The sequence below is a fragment of the Curtobacterium sp. NPDC088465 genome, assembly GCF_044753165.1.
Classification (GTDB): Bacteria; Actinomycetota; Actinomycetes; order Actinomycetales; family Microbacteriaceae; genus Curtobacterium.
Map to the genome: position 1 here is coordinate 413,856 of NZ_JBIVMR010000003.1, position 25,165 is coordinate 439,020.

Sequence of the window (25,165 nt, forward strand, 5' to 3'; positions counted from 1 at the left end):
TCGATCACTGACGATCCACCATCTCGACGAGGAGAACCCCTGGTGACACAACCCCTGTCGGTCCAGCTCTACACGGTGCGGGACGCCCTCTCGGCGGACCTGCCGGGCACGCTCCAGCGCATCGCGTCCATCGGCTACACGAACGTCGAGGCCTTCGGCTTCGTCGACCGCGCCGAGGAACTGCGCGACGCCCTGGCGGCCGCTGGCCTGCAGGCACCGAGCGGCCACGCCCGTCTGCTGGACGCCGGGGAGCAGGACCTCGAGCGCATCCTCCACGCCAGCGTCACGGTCGGGCTGGGGACGCTCATCGACCCGCACATCGACGAGGCCCGCTGGACGACCCGCGAGGACGTCGAGGCCGTCGCCCGCGAACTCAGCGCACTGGCTCCCCGCGCCGCCGACCACGGACTCGTGCTCGGCTACCACAACCACGCGTTCGAGTTCTCGAACCGCATCGACGGCGTGAGCGCCTACGAGGTCTTCGCCGACGCGCTGTCCGACGACGTTGTCCTCGAGCTCGACACCTACTGGGTGACGGTCGGTGGCGACGACCCGGTCGCGATCCTCGGCAAGTACGGCGACAAGGTGCAGTTCCTGCACGTCAAGGACGGCGACGGCTCGCACGACGACGAGAAGCAGGTCGCGGTGGGCAACGGCGTCATGCCGATCCGCGACATCGTCGCCGCGGCGCCGGACGCCCAGCACGTCGTCGAGCTCGACGGCCACGAGGGCGACGTGTTCCAGGCCGTCGCCGACTCGTACACGTTCCTGCAGGGGGTCCGCGCATGACCGACACGACGACCGCGGCGGGCGCGCAGCAGTCCGACGACGCCGCGCACCGCACCGGCCCGGTCGGGGTCGGCGTCATCGGGGCCGGGGTCATCTCCGACCAGTACCTGTCGAACCTCACGGTCTTCCCCGACGTCGAGGTCCGGTTCATCGCCGACATCGACGAGGCACGTGCCGCCGCCCAGGCCGAGAAGTGGGGCGTCGCCGGATCGGGATCGGTGGAGGAGCTCCTCGCCGACGACGACGTCGAGATCGTCGTGAACCTGACCATCCCGGCCGCGCACGTCGAGGTCGCCCTCCGCGCCCTCGCCGCGGGCAAGCACGTCTGGGGCGAGAAGCCCTACGCGCTCGACCGCTCCAGCGCGGCCGAGCTCCGGGACGCGGCGCGCGCCGCCGGCAGGACCGTCAGCGTCGCGCCGGACACGTTCCTCGGCGCCGGACTGCAGACCGCCCTCCGGACGATCCGCGACGGTCGGATCGGCACGCCGCTGAACGGTCTGACCCTCTTCCAGAGCCCCGGGCCCGAGTCGTGGCACCCGAGCCCCGAGTTCCTGTTCGCGGACGGCGCCGGCCCGTTGTTCGACATCGGCCCGTACTACATCACCACGCTCGTGCAGGCGTTCGGCCCCGTCGCGAAGGTCACCGCCACCGCGTCGAGGTCCCGTGCCACCCGCACGATCGGCTCGGGTCCGAAGGCCGGGACGGAGTTCCCCGTCGACGTGCCGACGAACCACTCGGCGCTGATCCAGTTCGAGGACGGCGGGAGCGCGCAGAGCGTGTTCTCGTTCGAGTCCGACCGTGGCCGCACCGGCTTCGTCGAGATCGCGGGGGAGACGGGGACCGTCGTGTTCCCGGACCCGAACGACTTCGACGGCGACACCGAGCTGTACGTGCTCGGTGCCGACGAGCCCGAGACGATCCCCGCCGTCGGGTCCACCTACTCGCGGGGGACGGGCGTGGTCGACCTGGCCCGCTCCCTCCGTGCGGGTGAGGAGAACCGGGTCCCCGGCGACCTCGCCTTCCACGTCCTCGACGTGATGGTCTCCATCGCCGAGGCGGCAGAACGTGGTGAGACGGTGCTCGTGGAGAGCACCGTCGCACCCTCCCCGACCCTCCCCGAGGGCTGGGACCCGGCGGAGTCGACCCTGTCCTGACCGGACGCGCCGGCGTCCGTCCGCGGACGACGGCACACCCGGGCAGGGCATCGGGACGACCCCGCACGCCGGTGACGGCGACGTCGACCGGCACGCACACAGCAGCACCCGACACGTACACCCCTTCGCACCATCTCAACGACGAGAAAGTAGAGAGTCATGCGCACTGCCATCCGCGCACTGGCCATCACCGCGGCCGCGGCACTCACCGTGACCGGCCTGGCGGCCTGCTCCTCCGGGTCGTCCGGTTCCTCCGGCGACTCGAAGACGCTCACGTACTGGGCGTCCAACCAGGGCACGTCCCTGCAGAACGACAAGGAGGTGCTCACCCCCGTCCTCGAGAAGTTCACCAAGGAGACCGGGATCAAGGTGGACCTCCAGGTCATCGGCTGGAACGACCTGCAGACGAAGATCACCACCGCCGTCACCTCGGGCCAGGGCCCGGACGTGGTCAACATCGGCAACACCTGGGCGACGTCGCTCCAGGCCACCGGCGCCTTCCAGGAGTTCGGTGACTCGGAGATGGAGGCGATCGGCGGTGCCGACAAGTTCGGCAAGGTCGCGCTGTCCACCGGTGGTGCTCCGGGCAAGACCGTCACGAGCGTCCCGCTCTACGGCCTCGCCTACGGCCTGTACTACAACAAGCAGATGTTCAAGGACGCCGGCCTCGAGGCACCCACCACGTGGGAGGAGCTGACCGCCGACGCGAAGAAGCTCACCACCGACGGCAAGTACGGCTTCACCATCGCCGGTGGCTCGTACACCGAGAACGCGCACTTCGCCTTCATCAACTCGGCGCAGAACGGCGGCGAGTGGTTCGACGAGGACGGCAACCCGACCTTCACCCAGAAGGCGAACGTCGACGGCATCAAGCGCTACCTCGACCTGATGCAGTCCGACAAGGCGGTCAACACCTCGAACGCGCAGTACGACAACGGCACGCAGGCGGTGTCGGACTTCGCGAACAAGAAGGCCGCGATGATGCTGACGCAGAACAACGCCAACGCCACGATCACGTCGAACGGCATGTCCGCCGACGACTTCGGCGTGGTGCCCTTCCCGGCACCCGAGGGCGCGAAGGACATCGCCTCCTTCCCCGCCGGCATCAACCTGTCGGTCTTCAAGAACACGAAGAACAAGGACGGTGCGCTGAAGTTCGTCAAGTACATGACGAGCGAGGACACCCAGACGACGCTCGACAAGCCGTACTCGGCCCTGCCGGTGCTCGCCTCGGCTGCCGACTCGGTCTCCGACGAGCAGACGAAGACGTTCCTCGACATCTACAACAACAAGGCGAAGCCGCTCCCGCTGGTGCCCGCCGAGGACCAGTTCGAGTCGACGGTCGGCAAGGCGATGAACGACATGTTCGCCAAGATCGCCACCGGCGGCACGGTGTCCGACAGCGACATCAAGACGGCCCTGCAGACCGCGCAGGACCAGGTCTCGCAGTCGGTCGGCTAGTCGGCCGGGAGGCCCGGGGTGCGTCCGCAGGACGCGCCCCGGGCCTCGCCCCTCCACACCCGGCCCCGCGCCGGGAGTGAGCGCATCGGCTCACGCACGCCGCGCCTCCCGTCCGCTGCCACGGACCCGCGCGAAGCACCGATCCCCCTCCTGCCGGAAGGCCCCCACCCATGACCACCTCGGTCCTGCCCGACTCCGAGCGCATCGACCTGACCCACACGAAGGCACCGACCCTGTCGGGGCCGCAGCCGGGTCGGAAGCCGAAGCGCCACTGGCTGCCGTACGCGCTCGTCGCGCCGGCGGTCCTCTTCGAGCTGCTCATCCACATCGTGCCGATGCTCACCGGCATCTGGATCTCGTTCGTGCAGCTCACCAAGTACTTCATCGCGAACTGGGGAGCCGCGCCCTTCGCCGGGCTGCGGAACTACTCGGTCGCCATCGACTTCGACCAGGCCATCGGCAAGGGCGTCCTCAACTCGTTCCTCATCACCTGCGGCTACACGGTCATCGTCGTCGCGCTGGCGTGGACCTTCGGCATGGCTGCGGCGGTCGCGCTGCAGAAGCCCTTCAAGGGCCGCGGGCTCTTCCGCACGCTCTTCCTCGTGCCGTACGCGCTGCCGATGTACGCCGGCATCATCACCTGGAAGTTCATGTTCCAGCGGGACTCGGGTGCCGTGAACCACGTCCTCGTCGACCAGCTCGGACTCTTCGGTGGGCAGGGACCGTTCTGGCTGATCGGCTCGAACGCGTTCGTCTCGGTCGTCGTCGTCGCGATCTGGAAGACCTGGCCGTTCGCGTTCCTCATGCTCATGGCGGGCCTGCAGTCGGTGCCGAACGACGTGTACGAGGCCGCGTCGGTGGACGGTGCGAAGCCCTTCCGCCAGTGGCGCTCCATCACGCTGCCGATGGTCCGTCCGGTCAACGTGACGCTCGTGCTCGTGATGTTCCTCTGGACGTTCAACGACTTCAACACGCCGTACGTGCTGTTCGGCTCGACCGCGCAACCGCCGGCCGCCGACCTGCTCAGCTTCCACATCTACAACGCGTCGTTCATCACCTGGAACTTCGGTTCCGGCGCCGCGATGAGCGTGCTGCTCCTCATCTTCCTGCTCATCGTCACGGGCATCTACCTGGCCGTGACCAACCGGAGGTCCGTCCGTGCGTGAAACAATGGGCGCCAAGTCCTTCAAGGTCGTCACGATCGTCCTGTTGACGTTGTTCACGGTCGTCCCGCTCTACGTGATGATCACCACGGCGATGAAGCCGCTCGGCGACGTGCAGGACAACTTCACGTGGATCCCGACCAACATCACCCTCCAGCCGTTCATCGACATGTGGTCGACGGTGCCGCTGGCGAAGTACTTCGTGAACTCGCTCGTGGTCTGCACGATCGCGACGCTGTTCTCGCTGATCATCGCCACGTTCGCCGCGTACGGTGTCTCGCGCTGGAACTTCAAGGGCAAGAGCACCTTCACCACGGCGGTGCTCTCCACCCAGATGTTCCCGGGCGTGCTGTTCCTGCTGCCGCTGTTCCTCATCTTCACGAACCTCGGCAACGCGCTCGGCATCCAGCTCGTCGGGTCGTGGCTCGGCCTGATCATCACCTACCTGACGTTCACGCTGCCGTTCTCGATCTGGATGCTGTCCGGGTACTTCGAGACGATCCCGCGGGAGCTCGACGAGGCCGCGATGGTCGACGGCTCCGGCCCGATGGGCGCGCTGTTCCGGGTCATCCTGCCCTCGGCGCGACCCGGTCTCGTCGCGGTCGGCATCTACTCGTTCATGACCGCGTGGGGCGAGGTCCTCTTCGCCTCGGTGATGACGAACGGCGACGGGCAGCTGCTCGCGAACGGTCTGCAGCAGTACTCCACGCAGACGAACGTGTACTGGAACCAGATCATGGCGGCGTCGCTCGTCGTCTCGATCCCGGTCGTGGTGGCGTTCCTCGTCGTGCAGCGTCAGTTCGTGGCCGGTCTGACCGCGGGTGCGGTGAAGTAGGCGCCCGGCTGGCCCGGCCAGGCTCGGCTGGCGGGCCCGGCCGGCCTACCCGAGACTCGGCTCGGCGGACAGTTTCGCGGGACTTCGCCCGTGGAACTGTCCGCCGGGCCGAGTCTCGTCGGTGCGTGGTCCGATGCGACAGGATGGACAGATGACGGGGACGCGAGGACGGCAGCTGCTGCCGGGGCAGAGCAGCCGGGTGCACGTGTACGACGTCGAGACCCGGACGTCGAGGCTCGTGTTCTCGTCGGACCGGGTGCTCGCCGAGGCGCCGAACGTGCGCGACGACGGCACGCTCGTGCTGAACGGGGACGGGGACCTCTGGCTCCTGACCCCGCCGGCGACGGGCAGCGACACGGTGCTCGACGAGACCGCTCTCGTCCGCGTGCCGATGCCGGGCGTCGACGAGATCAACAACGACCACGTGCTCGACCCCGGCGGCGACTCCGTGGTGGTGAGCGCCCGCGACGGCGAGCTGTACCGGGTCCCGTTGCCCGAGGGCGGGTCGGCGGTCCGCATCACCGACACCGCCGCGGTGCTGCCGGTGGTCCGGAAGTACTACCTGCACGGCATCGCGCCCGACGGTTCGACCCTCGCGGCGATCGTGGGGGAGCGCACGCCGGAGGGGGTCTGGACGACCGACGTCGCCCTCGTCGACGCAGCGTCCGGCGACACGACCTTCCTCACGCGGGACCCCCACCCGGACGACGGGTGCGCGATCACGCCGGACGGCGCCACCGTCCTGTTCAACACCGAGCGCTTCACACCGGGCACCGCGCAGCTCGCGTCGCTCCGGCTCGGGGCCCGCGACGGCGCAGCGGGCGACGGCGCTGCGGGCGACGGCGGTGCGGGCGGTCCCGTGCAGATCACCGCCGACGACCGCGTGAACTGGTTCCCGCACCTGTCCCCGGACGGCGCGCACCTGCTCTACCTGTCGTACGGCCCCGGCGTGCAGGGGCACCCCGCCGACCACCGGGTCGAGCTGCGGCTGCTGCCCGGGGTCCTGGCCCGGGGCGCGCGGATCGCCGTCGTGCCCGAGACCCTCGTCGCGCTCGACGGCGGCCAGGGGACCGTCAACGTCCCGCCGTGGTCGCCCGACTCGCGCTGGTTCGCGTACTGCGACTACCCCGTCACCTGAGCGCGTCGGGCCGCTCCGCGGGAGTGTCCGCGCAGACCCTCACCGCACGACGCAACGTCGGCGACTGCTCGCAGCGGTGTCGCCGTGCGGGCAGCCGCCGACGTTGCGTTCCGCGGAAGGGGCGGGCGGGGGCCGGAGCGGCGGGTCAGCCGGCGTCGCCGTAGGTGCGACGGAGGTGCTCCGCGTACCCACCGGGGGTCCGGCCGGCGAAGCGTCCGCTCGTGACCACCGGGAGCTCGGTCGTCGCCCGGACGTCGAGCCCGAGTGCCCGTGCCCGGTCCACCAGTCGGACGTCCTCGTGCTCGGGCACGGGGTCGAAGCCGCCCAACGCGGTGTCGGCGTCCGCCCGCACGCCGAGGTTCGCGCCGTGCACGTGCCCGAGGGTCGCCCCGGGCGGGTGCGCCGCCCGCCAGCGGTCGAGCACCGCGGGGTCGAGGTCGTCCGGGTCGGGGACGACCGCGCCGACGAGCAGGTGCGCCCCGGCGAGCAGGGCGTCCACCTGCTGCACGAGCCAGTCCGGGTGGACGCGCGAGTCGGCGTCGGTGTGCGCGAACCAGTGCCGGCCGGGCGGGGTCGCCCGGGCGAGGGTCCTCGCGTGCGCGGTGCCGAGTGCCCGCGCGCGACCCACGCCGACGCGCGACGAGGTCCTGACGTGCAGGCGACCCGTCCGCCACACGGGGTCCGCCTGCCGCGCCGTCCCGACGATGCCGGCCGTGCCGTCCGTGCAGCCGTCGAGGACGAGCGTCACGGCGGCCCGGGTCGACGGGTGCGCGTCGTGGAGTGACGTGACGGCGGTCGCCAGTGCGTCGAGGGCGGCGCGGACGGAGGTCTCCTCGTCGTGCACGGGGACGACGACGTCGATGCGGGTGGCGCTCACCGGACGAGCCCCTCGGCCCGGGCGACCGAGGTGACGGCGGGTCCCGGCAGCACACTGAGCACGAAGTCCTCCTCGACGTGCCGGACGAGTGCGGGTCGCGGCCAGCGGGCGGCCAGCCGCGCGTCCACCGTGTCGCCGTCGGTCACCGCGTCGTCGTCCGGGTGGCGCCAGTGGCAGGCGACGAGCACGCCGTCGTCGTCGAGCGTCTCGAGCACCCGGTCGACGGTGCGGTCGAGGTCGTCCGGCGACAGGTAGTAGCCGACCTCCGAGAGCACCACCAGGTCCCACCGGCCGTCCGGCCACTCGGCGGGGAACGCGGCGGTCTCGAACCGGGCGCCCGGTGCCCGTCGCTCCGCCCGCTCGATCGCGGCGGCAGCGACGTCCGTGCCGAGGACCGCGTCCGCGCGCTCGGTGAGGGCCGCGGTGAGCACGCCGGTCGCGCAGCCGAGCTCGAGCGCCGACCGGAAGCGGGGGCGGGGGAGTGCGGCCAGGGTGACGGCGCGCTTCCGTTGCTCGTACCAGGAGCCGTCGAAGTCCCACCCCTCGGGCTTCCGCGCGTAGTGCGCGTCGAAGGAGTCCCCGGAGCGCGACCGCACCGGCGCGAACAGCCACTCCTCGACCCGCAGGTGGTGCGCCGCGTGACGGTCGTCGACGATCGCCTCGTCCCCGGGTGCTGCCGACAACGGCAGCGTCTGCGACGGGTAGGCGGCCAGCGCCCGGGCCTTCCGGTCACGGACGTCCGCGTCGAGGGTGAGCGTGCGGGCCCGGTCCCACGGTGCGGTCGGAGCAGCCGGGTCGTCCCAGTGCCAGGCCCACACCGGGTACGCGAGCAGGTCGGTGCCCGGCGTCGCGTCGACCACCTGCTCCGCGACCTCGCCGGCGATCCGGTGGTCGCGGTGTCCGTCCCCGCGCCAGGGCGCGACGACGAGCGTCGGACGCGGCGCCCCGGCGAGACGGTGCTCGAGTGCGGCGCGCAGCACGTCGACGTGTTCCCGCACCGCGCCGTCGGGCACGTCGAGCTCGGTCGCGCCGGCCGTCGGGTGCAGCACGCGCAGCGCGGCCCGGAACTCGGCGGCGCGACGGGGCGCGAGCTCGGCGGGTGTCACCGTGGGGGAGTCCGGGTGCGAGCGCTCGCCGCGGGTGACGAGCAGCACGTGGACGGGGATGCCGGCGTCCGCGGCCGTCGCGATCAGGCCACCGGCGCCGAGGGTCTCGTCGTCGGGGTGCGGCGCGACGACGACCACCGAGCCGACACCGCGCAGGTCGACCGGCACCGCGGGCGCCGAGCGGAGGAACGCCGTCCACGCCGCGGGATCGGTCCCGGGTTCGCGGTGGTCGAAGCTCACCACGCGACACCGCCGCGTTCGGTGACGATGCGTCCGACCCGGGCGAGGTCGCGCTCCCCGTGGTCCTGCAGCACGTAGAGCCCGAGGTCGGCGACCCGTGCGGCGACCGCGGGGTCGCTCGTCAGCGGGGCGGGGCCGAGCGTCGCGACGACGCGCTGCGACACGGCGTCGACCGCGCGACGGACCCGCGACCGCGTGACCTGCGCCACGAGCGACCAGTCGGTGTCGTCGTCCGACCCGGCTGCGTCGATCCGGGCGGCGGCGGTCGCCAGGGCGTCCTCGGCGTCGGCGAGGTCGAGGACCGTCGCGCCGAGCGCTGCCCGGAGCAGTTCGGCGTCGGGTCGGGCCGCCGCGGCGGACCGCAGCAGCCGGGCGAGGCCGACGGCTCCGCCCCACCAGCAGGCCGCGACGCCGATGCCGCCCCAGGCGAAGCCCGGGCGGGTGAGGTACCAGCCGGGTGCGCCGACCGCGGTCGCCCGGACGCCGGTGCAGTCGACCGGGCCGCTCGGGACGTCGGGCATCCCGCGCGCGACCCAGGCATCGTCGTGCGCCGTGACACCGTCCTGTCGCAGGTCGACCGCGAACAGCTGCCGGTCGTCACCGACGTGCGCGGTGACGAGCGCGTGCGAGAGCGTCGACGCGAGCGAGCACCAGGGCTTCGTCCCGTCGAGCCGGACGGCGTCGGGACCGGCGGCGGGGTCAGGGGTCGCGGTGAGCGTCGTCCCCGGCGCCTCGGCCGCGAAGACGCCCCAGGTCGAGCCCTCCGGGGCGGCCGAACCGGCCTGGGCGAGGATGCCGAGCGCGTCGAGGTGCGGTTCGACGGTGCGGGCGAGCGCGACGTCGGCGGCGGCGACCGCGGCGAGGGCCGCGAACGCGCCGCCGGCGGATCCTGCGGACAGGGGCGGAGCGGTGTCGGCCAGCCACCGTGCGAAGGCGAGCCGGTCCTGCGGGGACGAGCCGGTCCTCCCGGCCGCCGCCTCGACGTCCGCGGTGTCGACGTCCGTCACGGACGGGGGCCAGGCCGGGGATCGCAGCATGGTGCCGACGCTACGGGCGACTCCCCGGGCGGCTGCTCGGGAAGCGTCGACGAGCCCCGGGACCGGTGGGACGATCCACAGGACGAGGAGGGCTGGGCCACAGACGGCTCATAGGAACCACACCGATCCTCGATGACGTGACGATCTCCCAGCCCGCAGCAGCCCCCCGCCTCACCCGCGCCGACGGCACGCCGTTGCGCATCCTCGTCGTGGACGACGAGGCCAGCCTCACCGACCTGCTGTCGATGGCGCTGCGCTACGAGGGCTGGGACGTCAGGAGCGCGAACGGCGGTCAGCAGGCCCTCGCCACGGCCCGTGAGTGGCAGCCCGACGCGATGGTGCTCGACGTGATGATGCCCGACCTCGACGGGTTGCAGGTGCTCGGTCGGCTCCGGCAGAACAACGACGACACCCCGGTGCTGTTCCTCACCGCGAAGGACTCCGTGGAGGACCGGGTCACCGGGTTGACCGCCGGCGGCGACGACTACGTGACCAAGCCGTTCTCCCTCGAGGAGGTCGTGGCGCGCCTCCGTGGGCTCATCCGTCGCTCGCAGATCTCGGTGTCGGAGGCCGGTGACTCCCGCATCGTCGTCGGCGACCTGGTGCTCGACGAGGAGTCGTACGAGGTGTCCCGCGCCGGTCGGTCCATCGAGCTCACGGCGACCGAGTTCGAGCTGCTCCGCTTCCTCATGCGCAACCCCCGGCGGGTGCTCTCCAAGGCGCAGATCCTGGACCGGGTGTGGTCGTACGACTTCGGCGGCAAGAGCTCCGTCGTGGAGATCTACATCTCCTACCTGCGCAAGAAGATCGACGCCGGCGAGACCCCGATGATCCACACGGTGCGCGGCGTCGGGTACGTCATCAAGCCGACCTCGTGACGCTCCGACGACGACTCGTCCTGAGCATCGTCGCGATCGTCGTCGCGCTCAGCACGGTGATCGGGGCGGGCAGCATCATCGCGCTGTTCTCGATCCAGCGGGCGGCGATCGACGAGCAGCTCTCGTTCGCGACGACGCGCGCCCAGCGGTCGGTCGAGCAGCAGGGACCGGGCGGCCCCGGGCTCGAGATCGGTCGACCGAGCGGGCAGTCGGCCGGCACGTTGACGGCCTACTTCCTGAACGGCAACGCCGTCGTCGGCAGCGTGCTCGACAACGCCGGCGACGTCGACCGGCTGGCGTCCTCCGCCGTGCGGCCGCTCGGGGACGTCACCGTCGACGGCTCGGCCCAGACCGTCGACCTGGGCACCGACCTCGGCCGCTACCGGGTCACCGCGGTGTCGCTCGGGTCCGCGGTCCTCGTCGTCGGCCTGCCGATGGCGCCCGTGTACGAGAGCGTCTGGAAGCTCTTCGGCGTGGTGCTCGTGGTCACCGCCCTCGCCCTGCTCGCAGCGACCGGGGTCGCCGCGGTCGTGGTGCGCCGCTCGCTCCGCCCGCTCGAGCGCGTGGCCGAGACCGCGTCGTCCGTCGCCCGGATGCCGCTCGAACGGAGCGACGCACTCGACGGCGTCCGCGTCCCCGACACCGACCCACGGACGGAGGTCGGCCGGGTCGGGACCGCCTTCAACCGCATGCTCGGACACATCGCGGGCGCCATGCAGGCCCGGGAGCGCTCGGAGCAGAAGGTCCGGCAGTTCGTCGCCGACGCCTCGCACGAGCTCCGCACCCCGCTCGCGTCGGTCCGCGGGTACGCCGAGCTGACCCGACGGATGGGCGCCGACCTGCCGCCGGACGTCGTGTACGCCATGAGCCGGATCGAGTCGGAGTCGGAGCGCATGACGAGCATGGTCGAGGACCTGCTCCTGCTCGCCCGCCTCGACGAGGGCCGCGAGGTCCAGTTCGCCGACGTCGACCTGACCGGTCTGGTGCTCGACGCGGTCAACGACGCCCACGCCGCGTCGCCGGACCACGTCATCGCGGTGGACGTGCCGGACGAACCGGTGGTCGTGCCCGGCGACGCCGCCCGACTCCACCAGGTGGTCGTGAACCTCGTGACGAACGCGCGGACGCACACCCCGGAGGGGACCCGCATCACGGTCGGACTCGCACCCGGCGCCGACGGCGTCGACCTGACCGTGCGCGACGACGGGCAGGGCATCGACCCGGAGTTCCTGCCGAAGCTCTTCGAACGGTTCGCCCGGGCGGACAGCTCACGGTCGCGGAGCGCCGGGTCGACGGGCCTCGGCCTGGCCATCGTCGACGCGGTCGTGCAGGCGCACGGCGGCAGCGTGGCGGTCACGAGCCGACCCGGCGACACGGTGTTCACGGTGCACCTGCCGGCCACGCGGCCGGCGGTCGCGTCCGGCACGGTGACGCCGACCGCCTGACGGTCTGGAGGAACGTGGCGGCGCCGCCCCGCGCCTCCCGTCCGGCGCTTGGTCACCGTCGGATCCTGTGGTACCTTCGTCGAAGCCAAAGACCGCCGGTCGTCTGTGCGCTCGCGCACAGACCGAAGGTCCTCACTCGTGGGGCAGCCAGCGCAGGTGTTCAGATCCACTCCTCCCGTTCGCGGGGGAGCAGCTCCGAGCCTCTGCGCCGGAGCTTTTTTCGTGTGGTGACCAGGGGCTAGCCGGCAAGAACCCCAAGGAGAACCATGGCGAACAAGGAAGCTGCGGTCGCCGAGCTCACGGAAGCATTCCAGAGCTCGAACGCCGTTCTGCTCACCGAGTACCGCGGTCTCACGGTGGCGCAGCTCAAGGAGCTCCGCAACTCGATCCGTGAGCACGCCACGTACGCCGTGGTGAAGAACACGCTGACCAAGATCGCGGCGAACAACTCCGGCATCACCTCGTTCGACGACGAGCTCGCCGGTCCGTCCGCTCTCGCCTTCGTCCACGGTGACACCGTCGCCGTCGCGAAGTCGCTGCGTGCATTCGCCAAGGCGAACCCTCAGCTCGTGGTCAAGGGCGGTTACTTCGACGGTAACCCGCTCACCGCGACCGAGGTGGACAAGCTCGCTGACCTCGAGTCCCGCGAAGTGCTGCTCGGCAAGCTCGCCGGCGCCTTCAAGGCCTCGCTGTTCGGTGCTGCGTACCTGTTCCAGGCACCCCTCTCGCAGGCCGTCCGCACCGTGGACGCCCTCCGCGAGAAGCAGGAGTCCGCGGCCTGACCAGGCACGCGTTCATCAACCACACGTACTAGCTAGTAGTAGGAGAAAATCATGGCGAAGCTTTCGCAGGACGAGCTCATCGAGGCCTTCAAGGAGCTCACGCTCATCGAGCTCTCGGACTTCGTGAAGAAGTTCGAGGAGGTCTTCGAGGTCACCGCTGCTGCCCCCGTCGCGGTCGCCGCGGCCGGTGGCGCTGCTGCCCCCGCCGAGGAGGTCGAGGAGAAGACCGAGTTCGACGTCGTGCTCAAGTCGGCCGGTGACAAGAAGATCCAGGTCATCAAGGAGGTCCGTGGCCTCACGTCGCTCGGCCTGGGCGAGGCCAAGGCGCTCGTCGAGACCGCCGACGCCAAGATCCTCGAGGGTGTCAACAAGGAGACGGCCGACAAGGCGAAGGAGGCCCTCGAGGCCGCCGGCGCCACGATCGAGCTCGCGTAAGTACTGCGTACTGCGTACTGCTCTTCGCGAAGGTCGCTGCCCCTCGGGGCGGCGGCCTTCGTCGTGCGCGGGGCGCGCTGCCGGCCCGGGCGGTCCGGCGGGCGGTCCGCTTCGCGAGACTCGGCCTCGCGGACACATTCGTGGTTCACCTGCCGCGAAGTTGTCCGCGGGGCCGAGTCTCGTCTCACAGCACCAGCCCGTGCGCCCGGAGGAGGCCCTGGAAACGATCCAGTCGTTCCAGGTGCCACCACGTCACGCGGATGACGGTCCGCACCTCGCTCCGCTGCCGGAGTCGGTCCTCCCGGCGCTTCTCCGCCCAGGCGACCTCACCCGGGTCCCTGCCCGCGAGCATCGTCGGGTCGGTGTACTTGACCTTGCCGTCGAACTCGATGACCGTGCCGCTGTCCGGGAGCCAGAAGTCGACGCGGTCGACGTCGTGGTCGTGGCGGAACTCGTGCTGCGGTACCACCCGGTCGATGCCGCTCTCGACCAGCCGGACGGCCGTGTAGGACTCACCGGCGGTCTCGTGCCGAGCGTCGAGTGCCCGCAGCACGGTCTGCGCTCGTCGAGATCCGCGCGCAGGGCCGGCCGGGAGTGCCGTGGCGAGCTCGGACGGCGTCAGCGCACCGGCGCGCACCGCCCCGTCGATCGCCACGGCAGCCACGTGCACGGGCAGCGAGGTCGCGACCGTCGATGCCGTGGTCACCAGGTCCGTGACCGGGACGCCGTCGAGGCGAGCCGGGGTCAGGCGCACCTGCGTGCCACCGGTCGCGTGGAGGACGAGGCCGGCCCGGTGGACGGTGCGCTCGGCCCCCGGTACCGTCACGTGGACGCGCTCGGGTGCCGGGCCGACCAGGGGCCAGCCGTGCACGAGTGCGGCGGACACGTGCGAGAACGCAGCTCCGGTGGGTACGGCCGGCGCGACCGCCCAGATGCGGACGAGGTGCCGGTCGGCTTCATCGAGCTCGACCCAGGACGTGCGAGGCAGGTACGTGCCGGCGCGGAGCCGGACGAGGAGGCCAGCGCGGTGCTGTCGGCGGAGGGTCCGCGCGCGTGAGTCGTCACCGTCGGCGCGCAGCAGGGTGGGTCGTTCTCGGTGGTGTCGCACACCTCCACTGTCGGGCTCCCACTGCGGAACAAGCGGCGCGGGAGGCGATCTGTGGGTCCTGCTGTGTTCGTGTGGACGTGTGGATGGAGCGTGAGACTCGCTCCTGCGGACACGTTCGTGGGTGATCGGGTGCGAAAGTGTCCGCGGAGCCGAGTCTCGGGGCGCGGGCGCGGGCGGGCGCGGGCGCAGGCCGGCGCGGGCGCGGGCGCGTCAGCGCAGGGTGCTGCGGCGGCGGCCGTAGGCCAGGTAGAGCACCGCGCCGGCGAGCATCCACAGGCCGAACGCGATCCAGGTGCCGGCGCCGAGGAAGACCGCGAGGAGCACGCAGCAGAGCGTGCCGAGGACCGGGACGACCGGGAACAGCGGGACCCGGTACGACCGCTCGAGCTCCGGGCGGGTGCGTCGGAGCACGATCACGGAGACGTTGACGAGGGCGAAGGCCACCAGGGTGCCGATGCTCGTCGCGTCGGCCAGCTCGCCGAGGGGGACGAGCGCTGCGCCGACGGCGACGACCACACCCACGATGAGCGTGTTCGGCACGGGGGTGCCCGTCCGGGGCGAGACCCGACCGAACACCGGCGGCACCATGCCGTCGCGCGCCATGGTCAGCAGGATGCGGGTCTGGCCGTAGAGCACCGTGAGCACCACGCTCGCGATGGCGATCACCGCACCGATCGAGAAGACGAGCGCGACGACCGGCTGCCCGGTGACGTCGACCACGATGCGGACGAGCGAGGCCTCGTCGGACGAGAACGACGTCCACGGGCGGGCACCGATCGCGGCGATCGCGACCAGGATGTACAGCGTCGTGACGATCACGATGGACCCGATGATCGCGCGGGGCAGGTCGCGGCGGGGGTCCTTCGCCTCCTCGCCGGCGGTCGATGCGGCGTCGAAGCCGATGTACGAGAAGAACAACCGCGACGCGGCGGCGGTCACACCGGCGGCCCCCATCGGCGCGAGGGGCGCGAAGTTCTGGGACGAGAAGGCCGTGAACGCGACGACCACGAAGAACACGAGCAGGGCGATCTTCACCACGACCATGAGCGTGTTCACCCAGGCGCTCTCGCGGGCACCGGGCAGCAGCACGGCCATCGCGAGGAGGACGAGCACCGCCGCCGGCAGGTTCACCACACCACCGTCGCCGGGGGGAGCGGCGATCGCGGCCGGCAGGTGCAGCCCGAAGACGCGCAGGGTTTCGTCGACGTACTCGCTGGCGCCGACCGCGACCGCGGCGACCGAGACCGCGTACTCGAGCACGAGGCACCAGCCGCAGACCCACGCGATGCCCTCGCCCATCGTGGCGTAGGTGTACGAGTAGCTCGACCCCGAGGTCGGCACGGCGCCGGCCATCTCGGCGTACGACAGCGCGGAGAGCAGTGCGGCCACGCCCGCGAGCACGAACGAGATCCAGACGGCCGGACCGGCGAGCGGCACGGCCGTCCCGAGCACGACGAGGATGCCGGTGCCGAGCGTCGCCCCGACGCTGATCATCGTCAGGTGCCAGACGCCGAGCGAGCGGCGGAGCGGCTCGCCGTCGACGCCCGCCGCGGCCTCGGCCTGCAGCTGCTCGATCGGCTTCCGGCGAGCGAGCTGGTGACGGAGGGACGTGGGGCGGGAGGGCGCGGACGTCATGGGACCTCGTGATCGGCGCGGGGAAGGGGACGGACGATGGTCGCACGGCCCCTGAACGGGGTCAAATACGCCCACGGCGGAGCCCGCCGCCCGTGTCCGCCGCCGGGGATACGTTGGTGCCATGAGCATGGGCCACGGGATGCGCGGGGGTGGGCCCCGCGGTGGCGGGCGGATCTCGAGCGGCGACGCCGCCGCGCAGCGGGCCGCCAACGCCGAGGCGCCACGGATCCCGCACCTGCTCCGGCGCATCGCGGGGCTGTTCGTGCCGCACCGCCGCGCGATCGTGGTGACCGTCGTGCTCGTGCTCGTCGGTGCGGCACTCTCGGTGATCCCGCCGCTCCTCACCCAGCAGGCGTTCGACCGGGGGCTCTTCCCGCCCTCGGGTCGCCCGGACCTGCCCGTGCTCCTCGAGCTCGTCGGCGCGATGATCGCGCTCTGGATCGCGAGCGCCGGCGTCGGGATCTGGCAGACGTACCTGACGGCGACGGTGGGCAACGAGGTCATGGGCGCCATGCGCATGCGGTTGTTCGCGCACCTGCAGCGGATGGAGCTCGCGTTCTTCACGAGGACGAAGACGGGCGTGATCCAGTCGCGCCTGCAGAACGACGTCGGCGGCGTCGCGAGCGTCCTCAACAACACGATCTCGTCGGTGCTCGGCAACACCGTCACGGTCATCGCGGCGGTCGTGGCGATGCTGCTGCTCAGCTGGCAGATGACCCTGGTGGCGGTCGTGCTCCTGCCGCTGCTCGTCATCGCCCAGCGCCGGGTCGGCCAGGTCCGCGCCCGGATCGCCGCGCAGACGCAGGAGTCGCTGTCGGACATGACCGCGATCACCCAGGAGGCCCTGAGCGTCTCCGGCATCCTGCTCGCCAAGAGCTTCACCCAGCAGCGCAGCGAGACCCGGCGCTACGGGGACGAGAACCGCAACCAGATCCAGCTGCAGGTCCGGCAGCAGATGTCCGGGCAGTGGTTCTTCGCCATCGTCCAGGTCTTCCTGTCGATCATCCCCGCGGTCATCTACGTGGTCGCGGCCCTCCTGATCGTCGGCGACGTCCCGATCACGGCCGGCACGATCGTCGCGTTCACCACGGTGCAGTCGCGCCTGCTCTTCCCGACCGTCGGACTGCTCCGCGTCGTGCTCGACCTGCAGACGTCCGGCGCGCTGTTCGCGCGGATCTTCGAGTACTTCGACCTGCGCCCGGCGATCACCGACGCCCCCGACGCGCAGCGTGTCGACGCGTCGCGCGTGGGGCACGTCGCGTTCGAGGACGTCTCCTTCACCTACCCGGACGGCGAACCGGACAAGCCGACGCTCCGCGGGGTCTCGTTCGAGCTCGAGCCCGGGCAGTTCGCCGCGTTCGTCGGGCCGTCGGGTGCGGGGAAGACGACCATCTCGTACCTGGTGCCGCGCCTGTACGAGGCGTCCTCGGGCACCGTGCGCTTCGCCGGAGCCGACGTGCGCGACCTGGAGCACGAGGACCTGATGCGCCACGTCGGCATCGTGAGCCAGGAGACGTACCTGTTCCACGCCTCCATCGGCGACAACCTGCGGTACGCGAAGCCGGACGCGACCGACGAGGAGCTCGAGCGCGCCGCACGCGCGGCAAACATCCACGAGACCATCGCCTCGTTCCCGGACGGGTACGACACCGTCGTGGGGGAGCGGGGCTACCGACTGTCCGGCGGCGAGAAGCAGCGCATCGCCATCGCCCGCGTGCTGCTGAAGGACCCACCCGTCCTGGTGCTCGACGAGGCCACGAGCGCGCTCGACTCGATCTCCGAGCACGTCGTGCAGACCGCGCTCGACACCGCGGCAGCCGGGCGCACCACCATCGCCATCGCGCACCGGTTGTCCACGATCCGCGAGGCCGACGTCATCTTCGTGCTCGACCACGGGCGGATCGTCGAGCGGGGCGACCACGACGAACTGCTCGCGCGCGGCGGTGTCTACGCCTCGCTGTTCCACCAGCAGGACCAGACGTCGACATCGTTCGTCGCAACCCAGCCGACGGCCGAGCCGGCCACCTAGACTCGGCCGCGTGCGTTACGCGAACTCCGTCGTCGACCTGGTCGGTGACACCCCGCTCGTCCGACTGAACCGTGTCACCGAGGGGATCCGGGCGACCGTCCTGGTGAAGGTGGAGTACCTCAACCCGGGCGGCTCGTCGAAGGACCGCATCGCCACGCGGATCATCGACGCGGCCGAGGCCTCCGGCGAGCTGCGACCCGGCGGCACCATCGTCGAGCCGACCTCCGGCAACACCGGTGTCGGCCTCGCGCTCGTCGCCCAGCAGCGCGGGTACCGCTGTGTCTTCGTGCTGCCGGACAAGGTCGGCGAGGACAAGCGCAACGTGCTCACGGCCTACGGCGCCGAGATCGTCGTGACGCCGACGGCGGTCCCGCCGGAGCACCCCGAGTCCTACTACTCGGTGTCCGACCGCCTGGTGCGGGAGATCCCCGGCGCCTACAAGCCGAACCAGTACGCGAACCCGAACGGTCCCCGGAGCCACTACGAGACGACCGGTCCGGAGATCTGGCGCGACACCGACGGTCGGCTCACGCACTTCGTCGCCGGCGTCGGCACCGGTGGCACCATCTCGGGCACCGGCCGCTTCCTGAAGGAGGCCTCCGACGGACGCGTCCGGATCGTCGGCGCCGACCCCGAGGGCTCCGTCTACTCGGGCGGCACCGGTCGGCCGTACCTGGTCGAGGGCGTCGGCGAGGACTTCTGGCCCGGCGCGTACGACGCCGGCGTCCCCGACGAGATCCTCGCCGTCACCGACGCCGAGTCCTTCGCGATGACCCGACGGCTGGCGCGCGAGGAAGGGCTGCTCGTCGGCGGGTCGAGCGGCATGGCCGTCGTCGCGGCGCTGCGGGCCGCACGCGACCTGACCGAGGACGACGTGGTCGTGGTGCTGCTGCCCGACGGCGGCCGTGGCTACCTCGGCAAGATCTTCAACGACCGGTGGATGCGCTCCTACGGCTTCGCCGAGACCGACGACGCCCGCACGGTCGGCTCCGTCGTCGCCGGCAAGGACGGCCGACTGCCCGACCTCGTGCACGCACACCCGTCCGACACCGTGCGCGACGTGGTGGAGATCATGTCCACGTACGGCGTCTCGCAGATGCCCGTGCTGAGCGCCGAACCGCCCGTCGTGATCGGCGAGGTCGTCGGTGCGGTCGCCGAGAAGGACCTGCTCGAGCAGGTCTTCACGGGCACCGCCGCGATGACCGACGCGGTGAGCGGCTTCGTCGGTGACCCACTGCCCCTCATCGGCATCGGTGAATCGCTGTCCGCAGCCCGCCGGGCGCTCGAGACGGTCGACGCGCTGCTCGTCGTCGACGACGGCAAGCCCGTCACCGTCCTGACCCGGCACGACCTGCTCACGTCGCTCTCCGAGTGACACCGAGCGCTCGCCCACACCGAGCGCCCGCCCGCACCGACACCGAGCGCCCGCCCGCACCGACACCGAGCGCCCGCCCGCACCGACCCCACCCCGACCCCACCCCGACCCCACGAGGAACCCCAGCGCATGACCGAGTTCGCCACCCGCGCCGTCCACGCCGGCCAGGACCCCGACGCCACGACCGGTGCCGTCATCCCGCCCATCCACGTCACGAGCACCTACGTGCAGGACGGCGTCGGGAACATGCGGAACGGCTACGAGTACTCCCGCGGCGGCAACCCCACGCGCGACGCGCTGCAGACCCTGCTCGCCGACCTCGACGGCGGCGTCGCGGCGTACTCGTTCGCATCGGGCCTGGCGGCCGAGGACGCCCTGCTCCGCGCGTACCTCGAGCCCGGCGCCCGCGTCGTGATGGGCAACGACGTGTACGGCGGGACGCACCGTCTGGTGAACCGCCTGCACGTGCCGTGGGGCGTGGACCTCGTGGTCGTCGACATGAGCGACGTCGACCGGGTCCGTGCAGCGCTCGAGGGCGCCCCGGCGAAGACGGTGCTGTGGGTGGAGACCCCGACGAACCCGCTCATGAAGATCGCGGACATCGCGCTCCTCTCCGAGGTCGGTCACGCCGCAGGCGCCCTGGTCGTCGTCGACAACACGTTCGCGTCGCCGTACCTGCAGCAGCCGCTGTCGCTCGGCGCCGACGCCGTGTCGTACTCGACCACGAAGTACCTCGGCGGGCACTCCGACGTCGTCGGCGGCGCGGTCGTCCTGCGGGACCGCGAGTTCGCGGACCAGGTCGGTTTCCTGCAGTTCGGCGCGGGCGCGATCGCGTCGCCGTTCGACGCCTTCCTGACGACCCGGGGGATCAAGACGCTGCCGGTCCGGATGGAGCGGCACTCGTCGAACGCGCAGGCCGTGGCGGAGGCGCTCGTCTCGGCGCCCGGCGTCGAGCGGGTGTACTACCCCGGTCTCGCCGACCACCCCGGACACGAGGTCGCCGCGAAGCAGATGCGCGGCTTCGGCGGCATGCTCTCGGTCGCCCTGTCCGGCGGACCCGAGGCGGCGAAGCGCTTCGTCGAGTCCACCGAGGTCTTCACGCTCGCGGAGTCCCTGGGCGGCGTCGAGTCGCTCATCGGGTATCCGAGCGAGATGACGCACGCGTCGGTCAAGGGCACCGAGCTCGCCGTCCCGGAGAACGTCGTCCGCCTGTCGGTCGGCATCGAGGACCAGGGCGACCTGGTCGCGGACGTGCTGCAGGCACTGTCCCGGTGACCGCGGCCGGGTGACCGCGGCCTGCTGACGCAGACGTGACGGACGGGAGGCTCCCCACCGGACCGGTGGGGAGCCTCCCGTCCGTCATCAGGACCTGACGGATCGTCGGTGCGCGCCCCTAGGCTGGCCCGGTGAGCAGTGTGGCGACGAGGTCGGGGATCCTCAGCGGGCGCTACGCGCTCGCGACCCTGGGGATGGTCGCCATCGTCGGGGTGGCCGCGTTCCAGAACCTCGCGATGACGACGGTGATGCCGGAGATCAGCCGCGACCTCGACGGGCAGACGCTCTACGCGCTCGCGTTCGCGGCCCCGCTCGCCGCCGGCGTGCCCGGGATGGTGCTCGCGGGGACCTGGACGGACCGCTCGGGCGGCCGCGTCGTTGCCTGGGTGTCGGCGCTCTTCTTCGCCGTCGGGACGGCCGTCGTGATGACCGCGCCGACGATGGAGGTCTTCCTGGCCGGTCGCCTGGTCGAGGGCTTCGGAGCCGGTGCGATCGACGTCGTGCTCTACGTGCTCGTCGCCCGCATCTTCCCCGCCGAGCTGCACGGTCCGGTCTTCGCCGGGTTCGCCGCGGCCTGGGTCGTCCCGGCACTCGTCGGCCCGGCGCTCGCCGGGGTCGTGACGGAGGTGTGGGGGTGGCACTGGGTCTTCGCCGGCGCCCTCGTCATCGCGGTCGTCGCGTTCGCCCTCCTCGTCCCGACGCTGGCACGCCTGCACGCGCCGCCGGTCGAGCGCCGACCCCCGTGGCAGGCGGGGCGCATCGCGTGGTCGGTCGCGGCGGCGCTCGCGATCCTGCTGCTCAACGTCGCGCCGGACCTCGGTCCGTGGGCACGGGTCGTGGCCGTCGTCATCGGCGTCGTCGGCGCCTGGGCGGCGCTGCGGCCCCTCCTGCCGGCCGGGACCTTCCGGGCGGCCGCGGGCCTGCCGTCCGTGGTGCTGTTGCGCGGCCTGGTCGCGGCGGCGTTCTTCGGCAGCGAGGCCTACGTGCCCTTCCTGCTGCAGGCACGGCACGGCCTCAGCGCCTCGGCGGCGGGGCTCGCGCTCACCGTGGCCGCCCTGAGCTGGGCCGGGGCGAGCTGGCTGCACGGTCGGCTCGGGGAGCAGCGGCTCACCGCGGCGCGGACCTTCGGCGCCGGACTCACGCTCGTCCTCGTCAGCCTGCTCGTCGCGCTCGCCGTCGCGGTGTGGGGGTTGCCGTGGTGGCTGCTCGTGGCCGGGTGGTTCGTCGGCGGCGCGGGCATGGGCGCGATGTACCCGCGGCTGTCGATGCTGACGCTCCGCTTCTCGGGCGAGGGCGACGACGGGTTCGCGAGCTCGGCCCTGACGATCGCCGACGCCTCGGGCAGCGTGGTCGGCCTCGCCGTCACGGGCCTGCTCTTCGTCGGCAGCGGGGGAGCCGACGGCGACTGGTCGTTCCCGCTCGTCTTCGTCGCGATGACCGCGATCGCACTCGTCGGGATCGTCGCGGTCCGGCGCCTCGGTCCCGTGCCCGCACCGCCGACCCCCGGCGCCGAGTGACCCGTCCCGCGGTAGCGTGGGGCACCGGATCGAGCGGAGGTCACCGGGTGCGCACCGTCGTCGTCGCCGTCCTCGTGGCGGCGTCCCTCGCCCTGACCGGGTGCCAGGGGCCGACGACCGCTGCGCCGACCCCGGTCCGCAGCACCGACCTCACCAGCTCCGACGGCGGGTTCGCCGACGACGCCGTGGTCGGCGCGGTGCTCGCGCCCGGGGACGACGCGCTCGCCGCGGACCTCGAGCGCGGGCTCGACCGTGCCGGGTTCTCGCCGGACGTCCGGGTGGTGCCGTCCTCCGGTGCCGCGGCCGAGCAGGCCCGTGCCGTCGACACGCTCGTCCGCGCGGGAGCGAAGGCGCTGCTCGTGCACGCCGTCGACGCCGACGCGCTCGCGGAGGCGGTGCAGACGGCGCACGACGCCGGTGTGGTCGTGGTGTCGGTCGGCGCGTCGGTCCCGGCGAGCGGGACCGGCGGTGACGGTGTCTCCGTCGACCACCGCGTGCCGGCGGCAGCGGATGCCGGGACGACCGCCCGGGCGGCGGTCGAGGTCGTCCGGTCGCTGCAGCGCGGCGAGCAGCCGGACACGGGGGACCGCCGCGGGCGCAGCGGCGCCGGGGACTGACGTCGGGACCCGGGCCGGCGGACCGTCGCGATCAGCGTGACCGGGCGAGGGGCCGGGCTCGGGAGCGGGGCCGTGTGCCGGCTCGGCTCAGTGCCACCAGGCCGGGAACGACAGGGTGATCGTCTCGACCAGGGACCTCCGGGAGCGTCGGGGTCCGGCCAGCCACGCCTCGATCGCGCCGACGAAGCCCTGCGCCACGAACCCGGCTGCGACGTCGTCGAGCAGGGGCGGGCGTGACGCGGGGTCGAGTTCGCGGATGTGCTGCGCGCTCGACACCGTGAAGTGCTGCACCAGCAGGCGGTGGAGGGAGGCGTCCTCGGTGTCCGGCAACCCGCGGGCGTAGATGTCGCGGTGGGCCACGACGTGCTCGACGACGGCGTCGATGCCCCGGCGCGTGATGGCGGCGAGCTCGTCCTCGCCGGCCCCACGGGCAGAGGCGGCCCGGCGGGCCTCGACGTCCTCCTCGCGGATGCGGTCGAGCTCGGGCGTCAGCACGTCGGCCAGGAGCGACCCGGGGGAGACGGCGTGCGAGTAGAACGTGGCGCGGTTGATGCCGGCTGCGCGCGTGACGTCGGCGACCGTGATGGCGGAGACCGGGCGGTCGGCTGCGAGTCGGAGGACCGCCTCGCGCAGTGCTGCCGTGGTGTGCACGATCCGGGCGTCGACCACGACACCACCCCCTCTTCGTTCCGTCCGCACGAGGCGGCTGTCGAGCAGTCCGACGTTACCGCACGGCGACCGCGCGGACTGGACGAGGAGCGCAGTGTGACGGGCGCGTTGCGGTCGGGGCGTCGCGAGAGCGCTCACGCAGCCCGTAGGATGGTTCCGGGGCCGAATCGATTCGAGTCGATCCGCCCCGGTCCTGCTCGGTCGGTCCTGACGTCCACCACGTCGACGGCGACCGGCCCCGATCCCGTCTCTCCTGCACCCGACCCCCTGTGAAGGACCGCTCGTGACCGCGCCCGCAACCACCGGTTCGCTCCGCGTCGTGCTGCACCCCGGTGACTCGCTCACCCGGCGGCAGCGCCTCGTCTACGTCTTCGTGCTCGGCGCGCTCACCGCGCTCGGGCCGTTCACCATCGACCTGTACCTGCCGGCGTTCCCGTCGCTCGAGCGCGAGTTCGGCATCAGCGAGGGTGCGGTGCAGCTCACGCTCACCGCGACCACGCTCGGGTTCGCGGTCGGGCAGCTGCTCGTCGGGCCCTGGAGCGACAAGGTCGGCCGGCGTCTGCCGCTCATCATCGCGACCTCGGTGCACGTCGCGGCGTCGGTCGGCGCAGCGCTCGCGCCGAACGTCGAGGTGCTCGCGCTCTTCCGCGTCCTGCAGGGCATGGGGGCCGCGGCCGGCGGTGTCGTCGCGATGGCAACCGTGCGCGACCTGTTCGGCGGCAAGCCCCTCGTCCGGATGCTCTCGCGCCTGGCGATGGTGAACGGCCTCGCGCCGATCCTCGCGCCGCTGATCGGCTCGCAGATGCTGCAGTTCGTCAGCTGGCGCGGCGTCTTCGTGTTCCTCGCGTGCTACGGCGCAGCCGTCGTCATCGCGTCGTCCCTGCTCATCGTCGAGACCCTGCCGCCGGCTCGGCGGAAGGAGGCCGGCCACTCGACGATCGGGCAGCGCTACAAGGCCCTGCTCTCCGACCGGATCTTCGTCGGCGTCGCGCTCATCGGGGCGATGGTCTTCAGCGGGCTCTTCTCGTACCTGTCGGCGTCGCCGTTCCTGTTCCAGACGGTCTACGGCCTCGACGCGCAGCAGTACGGCCTGCTCTTCGCCGTGAACTCGATCGGCGTCGTCGTCGGCGTGCAGGTGTCCTCGCGCCTGGCGCAGCGGGTCGGCCCGCAGTGGATCCTCGCCTGCTCGACGGCGACGCTGTTCGTGTCCGCCGTCGCGATCGTCGTGCTCGACCAGCTCGGTGCGGGCCTGGTCGGGGTCCTCGTACCGCTGTGGTTCTTCATCGCGGCCTGCGGGTTCACGTTCCCGCTCGTCCAGGTGATCGGTCTCGCCGCGCACGGGAAGGAGGCCGGCACCGCCGCGTCGCTCCTCGGCGCACTGAACTTCGGGGTCGCCGGGCTCGTCTCGCCGATCGTCGGGTGGCTCGGCATCACCGCGGCGACGCCCATGGCGAGCGTGATGGCCTGCACGGCGGCGGTCGCGGTCGTCGTCCTCTGGGTGGTCGTCCGGCCGCGGACGGTGCCGGCGCTCTCGCACTGACGCGTCGCACAGCCGGACGTCGGCCCACGAGCGGACCGGAGGGTCGACGCGTCCGTATGC

At 72.0% G+C, this 25,165-nt stretch carries 22 protein-coding genes; 16 read left to right on the plus strand and 6 right to left on the minus strand.

Annotated features, from left to right (window positions below):
• Window positions 1-42: 42 nt before the first annotated feature.
• The 6 genes from ACIP6W_RS13800 to ACIP6W_RS13825 all read left to right on the plus strand — a co-directional run bounded on the left by ACIP6W_RS13800 (window position 43) and on the right by ACIP6W_RS13825 (window position 6,540).
• Window positions 43-789 (plus strand): sugar phosphate isomerase/epimerase, encoded by a 747-nt coding sequence (locus tag ACIP6W_RS13800; RefSeq protein WP_066655229.1) that lies wholly within the window; start codon window positions 43-45, stop codon window positions 787-789.
• Complete coding sequence (locus ACIP6W_RS13805) at window positions 786-1,943, plus strand: Gfo/Idh/MocA family protein (RefSeq protein ID WP_251159573.1); 1,158 nt, start codon at window positions 786-788, stop codon at window positions 1,941-1,943. The genes ACIP6W_RS13800 and ACIP6W_RS13805 overlap by 4 nt, the downstream gene beginning before the upstream one ends.
• A 159-nt stretch (window positions 1,944-2,102) precedes the next feature.
• Window positions 2,103-3,404, plus strand: a complete 1,302-nt coding sequence (locus ACIP6W_RS13810) for a sugar ABC transporter substrate-binding protein (protein ID WP_066655227.1) — start codon at window positions 2,103-2,105, stop codon at window positions 3,402-3,404.
• Window positions 3,405-3,574: 170 nt separating this feature from the next.
• Window positions 3,575-4,570, plus strand: coding sequence for a carbohydrate ABC transporter permease (locus tag ACIP6W_RS13815; RefSeq protein WP_200884102.1), 996 nt, complete (start codon window positions 3,575-3,577; stop codon window positions 4,568-4,570).
• Window positions 4,563-5,402, plus strand: coding sequence for a carbohydrate ABC transporter permease (locus tag ACIP6W_RS13820; protein ID WP_400430048.1), 840 nt, complete (start codon window positions 4,563-4,565; stop codon window positions 5,400-5,402). Before ACIP6W_RS13815 ends, ACIP6W_RS13820 begins: the two co-directional genes overlap by 8 nt.
• A gap of 151 nt (window positions 5,403-5,553) precedes the next feature.
• Complete coding sequence (locus ACIP6W_RS13825; protein WP_400430050.1) at window positions 5,554-6,540, plus strand: biopolymer transporter Tol; 987 nt, start codon at window positions 5,554-5,556, stop codon at window positions 6,538-6,540.
• A 145-nt stretch (window positions 6,541-6,685) separates the two neighbouring features.
• Here the strand turns inward: ACIP6W_RS13825 and ACIP6W_RS13830 are convergent, their stop codons facing one another.
• The 3 genes from ACIP6W_RS13830 to ACIP6W_RS13840 are packed head-to-tail and all read right to left on the minus strand — an operon-like array spanning window position 6,686 to window position 9,800.
• Window positions 6,686-7,417 carry a glycosyltransferase gene (locus tag ACIP6W_RS13830; protein WP_400430052.1) on the minus strand — a complete coding sequence of 244 codons (732 nt, stop codon included), beginning with the start codon at window positions 7,415-7,417 and terminating at the stop codon, window positions 6,686-6,688.
• On the minus strand, window positions 7,414-8,763 hold the full coding sequence (locus ACIP6W_RS13835) for a PIG-L family deacetylase (protein WP_400430054.1): 1,350 nt from the start codon (window positions 8,761-8,763) through the stop codon (window positions 7,414-7,416). Before ACIP6W_RS13835 ends, ACIP6W_RS13830 begins: the two co-directional genes overlap by 4 nt.
• Window positions 8,760-9,800, minus strand: a complete 1,041-nt coding sequence (locus ACIP6W_RS13840; protein ID WP_400430055.1) for an acyl-CoA dehydrogenase — start codon at window positions 9,798-9,800, stop codon at window positions 8,760-8,762. Before ACIP6W_RS13840 ends, ACIP6W_RS13835 begins: the two co-directional genes overlap by 4 nt.
• A 137-nt stretch (window positions 9,801-9,937) precedes the next feature.
• Between ACIP6W_RS13840 and ACIP6W_RS13845 the strand changes: the two genes are divergently transcribed.
• The 4 genes from ACIP6W_RS13845 (at window position 9,938) to rplL (ending at window position 13,340) form a co-directional block, all read left to right on the plus strand.
• Entirely contained in the window at window positions 9,938-10,678 is a 741-nt protein-coding gene (locus ACIP6W_RS13845; protein WP_144411339.1) for a response regulator transcription factor, read from the plus strand.
• Window positions 10,675-12,123, plus strand: coding sequence for a cell wall metabolism sensor histidine kinase WalK (locus ACIP6W_RS13850; RefSeq protein ID WP_066655205.1), 1,449 nt, complete (start codon window positions 10,675-10,677; stop codon window positions 12,121-12,123). The genes ACIP6W_RS13845 and ACIP6W_RS13850 overlap by 4 nt, the downstream gene beginning before the upstream one ends.
• A 266-nt stretch (window positions 12,124-12,389) precedes the next feature.
• A complete protein-coding gene (gene rplJ, locus ACIP6W_RS13855) occupies window positions 12,390-12,905 on the plus strand; it encodes a 50S ribosomal protein L10 (RefSeq protein ID WP_058727460.1) in 516 nt (171 codons plus the stop codon).
• Window positions 12,906-12,956: 51 nt separating this feature from the next.
• On the plus strand, window positions 12,957-13,340 hold the full coding sequence (gene rplL, locus ACIP6W_RS13860) for a 50S ribosomal protein L7/L12 (RefSeq protein WP_066655204.1): 384 nt from the start codon (window positions 12,957-12,959) through the stop codon (window positions 13,338-13,340).
• Between the two features lie 184 nt (window positions 13,341-13,524).
• Here the strand turns inward: rplL and ACIP6W_RS13865 are convergent, their stop codons facing one another.
• Both ACIP6W_RS13865 and ACIP6W_RS13870 read right to left on the minus strand, forming a co-directional pair.
• Complete coding sequence (locus ACIP6W_RS13865; RefSeq protein WP_400430058.1) at window positions 13,525-14,448, minus strand: hypothetical protein; 924 nt, start codon at window positions 14,446-14,448, stop codon at window positions 13,525-13,527.
• A 210-nt stretch (window positions 14,449-14,658) separates the two neighbouring features.
• Window positions 14,659-16,083 carry an APC family permease gene (locus ACIP6W_RS13870; RefSeq protein WP_209685069.1) on the minus strand — a complete coding sequence of 475 codons (1,425 nt, stop codon included), beginning with the start codon at window positions 16,081-16,083 and terminating at the stop codon, window positions 14,659-14,661.
• A 127-nt stretch (window positions 16,084-16,210) separates the two neighbouring features.
• Between ACIP6W_RS13870 and ACIP6W_RS13875 the strand changes: the two genes are divergently transcribed.
• The 5 genes from ACIP6W_RS13875 to ACIP6W_RS13895 all read left to right on the plus strand — a co-directional run bounded on the left by ACIP6W_RS13875 (window position 16,211) and on the right by ACIP6W_RS13895 (window position 22,896).
• On the plus strand, window positions 16,211-18,112 hold the full coding sequence (locus ACIP6W_RS13875) for an ABC transporter ATP-binding protein (RefSeq protein WP_066658440.1): 1,902 nt from the start codon (window positions 16,211-16,213) through the stop codon (window positions 18,110-18,112).
• A 10-nt stretch (window positions 18,113-18,122) separates the two neighbouring features.
• Window positions 18,123-19,487: a cystathionine beta-synthase gene (locus tag ACIP6W_RS13880; RefSeq protein ID WP_209685071.1), complete on the plus strand. Its 1,365-nt coding sequence runs from the start codon at window positions 18,123-18,125 to the stop codon at window positions 19,485-19,487.
• A 129-nt stretch (window positions 19,488-19,616) separates the two neighbouring features.
• A complete protein-coding gene (locus ACIP6W_RS13885; RefSeq protein ID WP_400430060.1) occupies window positions 19,617-20,762 on the plus strand; it encodes a cystathionine gamma-synthase in 1,146 nt (381 codons plus the stop codon).
• A gap of 131 nt (window positions 20,763-20,893) precedes the next feature.
• Complete coding sequence (locus ACIP6W_RS13890; RefSeq protein WP_400430062.1) at window positions 20,894-22,279, plus strand: MFS transporter; 1,386 nt, start codon at window positions 20,894-20,896, stop codon at window positions 22,277-22,279.
• 47 nt (window positions 22,280-22,326) lie between these two features.
• Complete coding sequence (locus ACIP6W_RS13895) at window positions 22,327-22,896, plus strand: substrate-binding domain-containing protein (RefSeq protein WP_400430064.1); 570 nt, start codon at window positions 22,327-22,329, stop codon at window positions 22,894-22,896.
• Window positions 22,897-22,983: 87 nt separating this feature from the next.
• Here the strand turns inward: ACIP6W_RS13895 and ACIP6W_RS13900 are convergent, their stop codons facing one another.
• The gene (locus ACIP6W_RS13900; protein ID WP_251154626.1) at window positions 22,984-23,565 is read right to left on the minus strand and encodes a TetR/AcrR family transcriptional regulator; all 582 of its coding nucleotides are present in this window, start codon (window positions 23,563-23,565) and stop codon (window positions 22,984-22,986) included.
• 283 nt (window positions 23,566-23,848) lie between these two features.
• On the opposite strand from ACIP6W_RS13900, the gene ACIP6W_RS13905 reads away from it, so the two are divergent.
• Entirely contained in the window at window positions 23,849-25,105 is a 1,257-nt protein-coding gene (locus ACIP6W_RS13905) for a multidrug effflux MFS transporter (RefSeq protein ID WP_200884101.1), read from the plus strand.
• Window positions 25,106-25,165 lie beyond the last annotated feature (60 nt).